This window comes from Pseudomonadota bacterium, from assembly GCA_022361155.1.
Taxonomy (GTDB): domain Bacteria; phylum Myxococcota_A; class Polyangia; order Polyangiales; family JAKSBK01; genus JAKSBK01.
The window spans coordinates 1-6,876 of the sequence record JAKSBK010000526.1; the positions used below are offsets into that span (position 1 = coordinate 1).

Sequence of the window (6,876 nt, forward strand, 5' to 3'; positions counted from 1 at the left end):
CGTGAAACCTCTGCGTGTCCCGAGTCGTCAGCACCTCGTCGATCAGCGGCACACCCCCGTACCACCGGACCAAATCTGCATAGACCCAGGCCCGAATGAACTGCATCTCCGCGATCAATTGCGCCTTCCGCTCCTGCTCCAGCGGAGAGCCCTCGATATTCGCAAAAAACGTATTGATATTCCTGATAACCCGATAGGAATCGCGCCAGAGATTGCCCGTTGCGTTCTCCCCATTGTCCGGCGTAGTGCGTCCCTTCGCGAACTCCTCGGTGCCGTACCAATGAGTATGCCGGACGTCCCCCGAAAGCCCCACCACCGATATGTCGCGGTTTCGCCAGAATCCGTGACGTACTCCCTCCCCGTAGGCGGCGTTCACGAAGGCCTCCACCAGCGCGGGGTCGGAAAAAACAGCATCCGCTCGCAGATCATTCATGGGGCTAAGATCCAGAAAGCCACTCGTACAGCCTCCGGCCAGCATGGAGCTGACGGCCATTATCATTGTTGACTGTTTCATAATGCTACTCTGCTAGAGCCTATATCTAGAAGTTGGACGCTCTAACCCCAATGTTTATGATTCGAGTCTGCGGATGTGTCCTTTGACTTTGGCTTTCTGGGTCGATTTCCTTGATCGCCGACAGCGTCAGCAGGTTGTGCGCAGAAATATAGATCCGTGTGGTACCAAGTCCGATGGATTCTGGGATGTGGTCGGGAAACGTGTAGCCGATCTCCACCGTCTTGAGCCTGAGAAAGGCAGAGCTCCGCAGCCAAAAGTCGCTGTCGTGCCGATAGTTCTCCTTCCTCGTGATTCTCGGAAGCGTCGCGTTCGGATAGTCCGGAGTCCAATAGTCCGTCTGCGATTGATAGATGTTCTCGCCTCTTCTGGGCTCGATGCCGACGGATAGTATCGATCTAGCCTGACCCTGCAGCAGAGCCGTCAAGTCGAGGCCCTTGTACGATGCACCCAGGTTTAGCCCAAACGTGATCTCAGGTGTCGAGTTCAGATGATGGGGAACCTTATCGAGATCGGTAATCTCTCCATCTCCGTTTACGTCGCGGATGATCAGATCGCCAAGGTCGGACCCACTCCGCCTCGCTGGATAGGCCGCCAGGTCCTCCGGCGTCCTATAGATGCCGAGCGTCTCGTAGTACAGGCCTCGATCGAGCCTTCTGCCGGTCTTCGACTGCCAGGGGGCCTCATCATGGGGCGCCTCGTCGATAAAGGTCACTTTGTTGCGCGCAAAGGCAAAGTTGCCACCGGCATTAAAGTAGAAGTCCCGGAAGTTATCGCTGTATGATACGGTGGCCTCGAGTCCGCGATTTATCATTGTTCCGGCGTTTTCTTGTGGCAAATTGCGAATGCCGGCGAAGGTGGGTACCGCGTCCCGTCGCGTGATGAGCATATTCCAGGTTCTATTCCGAAAAACATCCAGGGAGAAGCTGAGCTTGCCTTCAAGAAGGGAGCTGTCGACTCCGAGGTTGACGGTCTCGGTCGTTTCCCAGGTTAGATTGGAAACGGGGGCGCCCCTGGAACGGACGCCCGAAAGGACCTGGAGGGCATCTGTTACATAGGCGGACGTCGGAGCGAAGGTTTCCAGGTGAAGAAAGGGAGGGAATCCGTCGGCGCTGAGTCGGTCGTTGCCTAGCTGGCCGTAAGAGGCCCGGAGCTTCAACTCATCTATCGCGGACGCCGCCTGCATGAAGTTCTCCTGGGACAGCCGCCACGCCCCTGAGACACCAGGAAAGAAGCCGTAGCGCTGGCCTTGCGGGAAGTTGGCGGAGCCATCTAGCCGAGCCGTGGCATCAAAAATGTATCGCTGCGCATAGGTGTAGGATGCCCGGGCGAAGTAGTTGCGGCGGGCGCGTCTGGCGGCCGAGCCGGAGGTTTCGGCTTCGCTGGGGTCGGCACTGCCCGCCGAGATCTGCTGTATGTGCTCCGTGGCGAACTGTTTTCTAGCGAGCCGGTTGGAGGAGATGCTTGCCGCATTCTGTTCATAGGCAAGAAACCCGCTGATGTCGTGATCGCCAAAGGTGTTGGCGTAGTTTAGTTTGACATTGGGCGTAACCGAAGAGTCTCGCTGGGTGTATTCGTTCAGTGAAATGGTGTCTCGGTAGGAGCTCTGAAAAGTCTCGTAAGTGTTGGTGGCAGGATCGAATGTGGCGTAGTTCCAGGGCGTGCTCCAGTTCTTTTGGAAGAGGTTCGTGCCGTCTACGGCAAGGAACCCGTCGAGAAACAGCCCCTCGACCTTGGGGATCTTGTACTCAAACCGAAGGGTTGTCTGGACAATGTCCCGCTGGCGACGCCGGTATCCAGCTTCGCGGACCACGGCGAGCGGATTGACGCCGGCGAGCCCCTGAGAGTAGGAGCCGTTTGGGAAAACGGCGTGCTCGGTGGGGGGCTGCCTGCGGGTGTTCCAGTAGATGAGCCAGTCGGGTGAGCCGGGGCTGACGCGTTCTTCCCTGCGCGCTGCAATATCTCCCGAGACGCGCAGGTTGTCGGTTATTCGGGCGTCGATCCTGGAGCGCAGGTTGTATTGGGTGAACTTGGTATTCGCGCCGGTGTACAGCCCGTCCTGGTTGGAAGTGCCGAGCGAGAGAAAGTACTTGACTTGGTCGGAGCCACCCGTGATCTGCAAGTTCTGCCGCGATTGGTGGGAGAGGCTCTTGAAGAGGGCGTCGTACCAGTCCGTGTTGGGATGGGTGAGAGGTGCGGAGCCGTCCAGGAATTGTTGAAGGTCGACGTCCGAGTACGTGGGAGGTTGTCCGCTGTGGAGATCAAAGACGTTGGTGGCGTAGGCGAAGTCGTAGGCGTCCGCCATTTGTGCCAGGCGAGTGGGCGACACGAAGCCGTGATTGTAGGTGTAGGTGATGCGGGGCTCGCCCAGGGCTCCGCGCTTGGTGGTGACCAGAATGACCCCGGCGGCGGCGCGGGCGCCGTAGATCGCAGCTGAAGCATCCTTGAGAACCGTGATGGAGGCGATGTCGTTGGGATCAAGCCGATCAAGGCCGTCTCGCCCAGGTACTCCGTCGACCACGACGAGAGGGGAGTTGTTGCCCATGGAACTCTTGCCTCGTACGAGAATAGACACGCCGTCGCGACCGGGTTCGCCACTTCGCTGACTGAAGGCAATGCCCGGGAGGCGGCCGGCCAGTGAGGCGGCGAGGTTGGAGGCAGGGCTGGCCTGGATTTCGGCTCCCATGGTCTGCGCTATGGCGCCGGAAACCACCGTCTTCTCCTTGGAGCCGTAGCCGACAACGACAATCTCTTCGTCGACAGCGGCATCCGTTGCCATGCGCACGTCGATGGTGCTGCGTCCGCGCACCGGGAGAGTCTGAGGGAAATGGCCTGGGGACGAAAAGGCCAACCGGGCGTCGCTTGAGAGGCCCTTCGGGGTCTTGGGGACGACAAGCGTGTAGTTTCCGTCGACGTCGGTGACGGTCTTGTGCGGCGTCCCCTTCAGGACCACGGAGATGCCGCCCAGCCCATCTCCGGCTTCGTCAGTGACCGTGCCGGAGATCGATTCGGTGTCGGCGGGGCTTGCCAACAGGGTGGCCGGGCCCAGTAGGTAAAGAGCAGCGGCCAAGGGAGCTAGGCGCCAGATTCGTGTTCCGAGACTTGAAGGCATGTTCACATCAGCTGGGGTTGAGCGAGTCGACGACTCGAGCGACGGAGGCCAAGAGGACACCCAATTCATGAGGGCCGACAACGTACTAAAGGCCCGCCAGAAGCCGGCCGAGGGAGCGGGACAGATTATCGAGTGCCGTCGGGTCGGGCAAGGTCACGTTCAGATGATAGACGCCCTGGTCGTCGCGCTCCAGGCAGTCGTCGAGCCGGCCGCGGATCAACGCGGCAAGTTGCCGAGACTCCTCGGTTTCTGCACTGCCAGGCATCATCTCGCTCAGGAAACCAAACGCTGCGCTGACCAGCTGACCTCCGGCCGAAGCGATCTTCTTGCGCTCGACCAGTGCCCGGACACGTTCCTGCTGTAGCGCCTGTTCGCTGACATCCAGCGGCGCCGCAGGCTTCGCGCCAAGCAGCACTTCCAGGCGGGCCTTCAGCTCCTCGATCCCGCTGGCCAAATCGACGCTTTCGGTTTGCGAGCCCGCGTCGAGAGCGGCGAGCGCAAGCTCGTGTTTGGCCGACAAGGTCGTCAGCAGGTTTTCCTCGATCGTCTCCTCGGTCACCAGTACAAAGACATGAACCGGGCGCTGCTGGCCCATGCGGTGGGCACGGGAAATGCGCTGCTCCAGCACCGCCGGATTCCAGGGCAGGTCCACGTTGATCACGGTGTCGGCCACCTGCAGGTTCAGTCCCGTGGAGCCCGCGTTGGTCGTGATGAAGGTCTTGCACTCCGGATCGTCGTGAAAACGTTGAACGAGCCGCTGCCGGATCTTCTGCGGCACCGAGCCGTCCAGCCGCACGTAGCTCAGCCCGTGTCGCGTCAGGATGGGCTCGATCAGGTCGAGCATCGTGGTCCATTCCGAAAACAGGATGATCTTGCGGCCTGCTTCCGCCCCGAGCCGGCCGATCAGCCCATCGAGCTCCTGCAGCTTGCTGGAATAGGACGGTTGCTGCTTATCCACCAGGAAGGTGCTGTTGGCCACCATGCGGCACATGAGCAGTGCTTTCCGGAGGCGCAGCAAGTCCATCTCGGAGACGTAGGGCTTGCGCACGATCAAGCTGACTACCCGCATGTTGCTCCCGTGGACATCGAGCTGTTCCGCCGTGGGCGTGATACGGATGATCTCGGTAGTCCGCGGGGGCAGGTCTTTCATCACAGACTCGCGCGTGCGGCGCAGCAAGACCGGTTTCAGACGCTCACGCAGCTCGCCGAGATTCTTGTAGCCCAGCACCCTGCCGCCGTCGTCCACCACCCGATGCCGGTTGAAGAAGCGAAAGGCGGGTCCCAGGCGGCGGTCGTCGATGAAGCCTACGACCGAGTAGAGCTCGCCGAGGTTATTCTCGAGCGGCGTACCCGAGAGCACCAGAGCGAAGGGCGAGCGCAGTCCCTTGATCACCCGCGTGGTCTTGGCTTCCCAATTCTTGATGCGTTGACCTTCGTCGAGGATGATCAGATCCCAACTCGCCCGCTCGATGGGCTGGATGTCCCGCAGCACCTGCTCGGGGTTACAGATCGTGAAGAAGCACCGGCTGTCGTACTGCTCGGCTCGCTCTTTCGCGCTTCCGATCACGAGCTGGCACTCGCGGTGCGAGAAACGAGCGATCTCGCCTTTCCACTGCGACTTGAGCGACACCGGACAGATGATCAGCACCTTGCGAACGCCGGCTTCTCGGGCCAGCAGCTCGGCCACGCCGATGCCCTGGATGGTTTTCCCAAGGCCCATGTCATCGGCGAGGATCGCCCGTCCCGCGCCGACCGCAAACGCGATTCCATCGAGCTGATACGGCAGCAGGTCCATCCTGAGGAGGCTATTGCGCAACGGGTGCCGGCACGGGTCCTTGCGGATCTCGACGACTACGTTCTCAAGCCGCTCCCGGAGCAGACGCCGCTGGATGTACTCCTCCGCGTCTGGATAGACCGTGACCTCGGTCCCGAGGGCCTCGAGCTTCTGCAGGCTGCGCAAGAGCGAGCGGATGTCTTCGATAGGTTGCCCGCGAAACGGGGCGACGAGTTTCGCAACCGGCCGAGCCAGCTCGTCGGGTAGGCCCATTCGAAGCTCGATCTGTCCGCCGTAGCGGAGGTGGACCGAGATGCTGTTTCGCTGGTAGGGCCTGCGACGGACCCTGGCGGGGAAACGCCGCTCCAGCTTGCCCAGGGCGTGCAGGATGTGCTTGCAGGTGCCCAGGGTGTTGTTCCGAAAGTCCGGGCAAGAGCAATACGATTCACCCAGCTCCCAGCCGCGCAGCGCCAGTCGGTACGTCTTGCCGGATTCGCGGCTCGTGACCGTGTAGTCTGTCCACAGGCGCTTTGGATCGGACGAGCTCAGCTGCATCTTCTCAGCCCGAGCCCGCTCGGAGCGCTCCTTGATCGCGCGCTCCACGAGCTCGCGCTCGCCAAGGCTCTCGACTGGAGTGCGCACGCGCGGCGGCGCAGCCAACCCGAGCGTCGTCTTCTCCTCCAGGATCAGCGAAAACGCCAGGCCTGCGTGCTCGCAGGCCACCTCGCAGCCGGTGCAACAGAAGCGCAACCCTTGGCGCCTGTCGTCTGCAAGGGAGATGGCGACCGTGGCTTGCGGCAGCAAGACGCGAAAGGCATCGGCAGACAGGGAAACCTGTTCGCTGAAGTCTCCGATTTCGATCTTGCCTCCCTGCATGATCAGCCGCCGGGCCTCCGGACCCAGGATCCGGCAGGCCTGCTGGAAGGTCAGGCGAGAAAGACGATCCTTTAGCGTGAGCGTGGAGCCGTTCCTGCTTGTCATGCTGCCTCTGCGTCGCCGATACGGGCAGTATCCCCAATACTCCTAGTTGTCGCGCCTCGCCAGCGGCGCCTCGCGCTGCTTGGATTCCACGGCGCGCTTTAAACCGGTCGGCGCTCTAGGCCAGGATCAGGCTCGCGTCGCCGAACTCGTGGGTTCGGTAGCCGGCGGCAACGGCATGGCCAAGCGCGTCGTCGAGAACGTCGAACTGCGCGTCGATGATCAAGGCGTTGCGAGATGCTCGAGATTCGCACGACCGTGGCGCGAAAGCCCTCGAAGCAAAGGCGGGCTCCCACGGCCAAACGTGGCGGTGCGGATCGCTCCTCGGTGCGGGTCTTCCAGTCCCCTGCGCCAAACAGCGCCGCACTCCAGCGCGAGCCGCTGCGGCGTGCGACAAGGCGGACCTCGAGTGCTCGGCCGGCCGCGCGTGCGCGAAGCGACGCCGGCACCGTGGCCGCATCGTTGAGCACGAGCAGGTCGCCGGCCCGGAGCAAGCTCGGA

The 6,876-nt window shown here is 61.7% G+C and carries 4 protein-coding genes and 1 pseudogene; all 5 read right to left on the reverse strand.

Annotated features, from left to right (window positions below; all coding sequences use genetic code 11):
• The coding region (locus MJD61_19485; GenBank protein ID MCG8557446.1) for a RagB/SusD family nutrient uptake outer membrane protein at positions 1-514 on the reverse strand (514 nt) is incomplete at its 3' end.
• Positions 515-539: 25 nt separating this feature from the next.
• Entirely contained in the window at positions 540-3,542 is a 3,003-nt protein-coding gene (locus MJD61_19490) for a TonB-dependent receptor (GenBank protein MCG8557447.1), read from the reverse strand.
• A gap of 166 nt (positions 3,543-3,708) precedes the next feature.
• Positions 3,709-6,378, reverse strand: coding sequence for a DEAD/DEAH box helicase (locus MJD61_19495; GenBank protein ID MCG8557448.1), 2,670 nt, complete (start codon positions 6,376-6,378; stop codon positions 3,709-3,711).
• A gap of 115 nt (positions 6,379-6,493) precedes the next feature.
• Positions 6,494-6,601 (reverse strand): S-adenosylmethionine:tRNA ribosyltransferase-isomerase, encoded by a 108-nt coding sequence (locus MJD61_19500; GenBank protein MCG8557449.1) that lies wholly within the window; start codon positions 6,599-6,601, stop codon positions 6,494-6,496.
• A 79-nt stretch (positions 6,602-6,680) separates the two neighbouring features.
• A pseudogene (locus tag MJD61_19505) lies at positions 6,681-6,824 on the reverse strand (S-adenosylmethionine tRNA ribosyltransferase).
• Positions 6,825-6,876 lie beyond the last annotated feature (52 nt).